Annotated in this window: 3 protein-coding genes; 2 read left to right on the top strand and 1 reads right to left on the bottom strand. The window is 71.5% G+C overall.

What is annotated here, in order from left to right; all coding sequences use genetic code 11:
• The first annotated feature begins 149 nt into the window (after nt 1-149).
• Nucleotides 150-809 (top strand): glutathione S-transferase family protein, encoded by a 660-nt coding sequence (locus AC1DOC_RS29350; RefSeq protein ID WP_478131089.1) that lies wholly within the window; start codon nt 150-152, stop codon nt 807-809.
• Nucleotides 806-1777, top strand: coding sequence for a pyridoxamine 5'-phosphate oxidase family protein (locus AC1DOC_RS29345; protein WP_307595056.1), 972 nt, complete (start codon nt 806-808; stop codon nt 1775-1777). Before AC1DOC_RS29350 ends, AC1DOC_RS29345 begins: the two co-directional genes overlap by 4 nt.
• Nucleotides 1778-1798: 21 nt before the next feature.
• Here the strand turns inward: AC1DOC_RS29345 and AC1DOC_RS29340 are convergent.
• The coding region (locus AC1DOC_RS29340) for a cytochrome P450 (RefSeq protein ID WP_478131088.1) at nt 1799-2453 on the bottom strand (655 nt) is incomplete at its 5' end.

The raw sequence follows: 2453 nt of genomic DNA, 5'->3' as shown, positions 1-2453 counted from the left end.
GCCTTGAAACGATCCATGGCGCCATTAAACCGGAATAAACCGGATTAAGCCGATTTACGCAGCAGTCAAATGCAATAACGGCTATTCCTTCATTCAGCGCAAGAGAGAAGAATCCGGATCACGCCCACTCCACATTGCAGAGAACCACCATGAACGCCATCGCCTCCCCGCCCGCACAACCCATCAAGCTCTACGGCAGCGCCATCTCGGGCCACGTGCACCGGGTGCGGCTGTTCCTCTCGATGCTCGGCCTGCCTTTCGAAGTGATCGAACTCGACCTGAAGCAGCGCGCCCACCGCACGCCCGAGTTCCTGGCGCGCAACCCTTTCGGGCAGGTGCCGGTGATCGAGGACGGCGAAACCACGCTGGCCGATTCCAACGCGATCCTGGTCTACCTCAACGAGCGCTATTCGCCCGATCCGGCGCGCTGGATGCCGCGCGACCCGGTGGGCGCGGCGCGCGTGCAGCGCTGGTTCTCGGTGGCCGCGGGGCCGCTGGCCTACGGGCCGGCCGCCGCGCGCGTCATGGSGCTGTTCGGCCTGGCCGCCGATCCCGCCGAGACGGTCACGCGTTCGCATGCGCTGCTCGCGGTGATGGAGATTCACCTGGGGCAGCAGCCCTTCCTGGCCGGGCCCGCGGCCACGCTGGCCGACATCGCGAACTACGCCTATGTCGCGCATGCACCGGAAGGCCGCGTGTCGCTCGACGCCTACCCGCAGGTGCGCGCCTGGCTCGCGCGCGTGGAGGCGCTGCCCGGCTTCGTGCCGATGGTGCGCACGCCGGTCGGCCTTGCGGCGGCTGAATCATGATCGCCGCACCCTTTCACGCCGGCGAGCGCGCGCTGCAGGTACAGACGGGCTGGCGCGACCGCATGGAGACCATGGGCCCGCGCGTGATCCGCGACTACATGCCCGACCAGCACCGCGAATTCTTCGCGCAGCTGCCCTTCCTCGTGGTCGGCAGCCTCGACGCCAATCTGCAGCCCTGGGCCAGCGTGCTCGCGGCGCCCGCCGGCTTCGCGCATTCGCCCGATGCCACGCACCTGCGCGTCGATGCGCTGCCGGCGGCCGGCGATCCGCTGGCGGGGCAGCTCGTGCAGGGGGCCACGCTCGGCCTGCTGGGCATCGAGCCGCACACGCGGCGGCGCAACCGCATGAACGGCACGGTCGAGTCGCTCGATGCGGGCGGCTTCATGGTCGCGGTGCAGCAGAGCTTCGGCAACTGCCCGCGCTACATCCAGGCGCGCGAACCGGAACTGGTGGCCGCGCGCGGCGGCCGCGCGCCCGTGCAGCGGCTCGATGCGCTCGACCTCGATGCGCAGCGCCTCATCGGCAGCGCCGACACGCTGTTCATCGCCACCGCGTACCCAGGCGATGCGGCCAGCGGCGACGCGGCCGATGCGCGCTCGCACGGTGTCGACGTGTCGCATCGCGGCGGGCGGCCCGGCTTTGTTCGCGTCGACGCGGGCGGCGTGCTCACGGTGCCCGACTTCAACGGCAACCGCTTCTTCAACACGCTGGGCAACCTGGTGGCCCATCCGCGCGCGGGGCTGCTGTTCATCGACTATGACAACGGCGATCTGCTGCATGTGGCGGCCACCGCCGAGCTGGTGCTGGACGGCCCCGAGATCGCCGAGTTCGAAGGCGCCGAGCGGCTGCTGCGGCTGCATGTGGAGCACGCACTGCGCCGGCCCGCCGCCCTGCCGCTGCGCTGGGGCGACGCGGCGCTGTCGCCGCACCTCGAAGGCACCGGGCGCTGGGCTGCCGCGCGCGCCTGAACGGCCTTCGCGCTCCCGTCATCAATGAAAGACGGGAATGCGCGCGGCGACCGAGGGCCGGTAGTGCCAGCCGCGCGCGCGCAGCGCCGCGAGATCGGGCGTGCGATGCAGCACGGCCTCCAGACCCGCGGCGGCCAGCGTGCAGGCCAGCGCCTGGCCCGGGCAGGCGTGCATGCCGTGGCCGAAGCCCAGCATGCGGCGCCGCGCGCGCACGAGGCTGAAGCGCTCGGGCTCCGGGTTGAGCGCGGGATCGCGGTTGGCCGCGGCCAGCACCAGCAACACCGCATCGCCCGCCGCCAGCGGCGTGCCCGCGATGGTGACGGGCTCGGCCACGAAGCGCCGCGTGTTGTGCACCGAGGGGTCGTGCCGCGCCGTTTCTTCCACGATCGCCAGCAGCCCGACCTGGGTCTGCGCGGCCTCTTGCAGCGACGGTTCGCGCATCACCGCGATCAGGCTGTTGCCCAGCAGGCCGGCCGTTGCGTCGCAGGTCTGCGAGAGCAGGCCGACGAGGTTCGCGAGCAGCGCGCGCGAGAGCGGCGCGCTGGCCTGGCTCTCGGCGAGCGCGGCCGCGAGCAGTGTTCCATCGCGTGGCGTTGCGCCTGCGGCCAGCGCCTCGAAGCGCGTCATGAGTGCGCCCGCGGCCGCGCTCGCATCCTGCAGCTGCTCTGCCGTGGAC

The organism is Variovorax sp. 01T439_2 (assembly GCF_056398445.1).
Note: the sequence above shows the minus strand (reverse complement) of the source record. Positions and strands in the feature narration are given on the sequence as shown.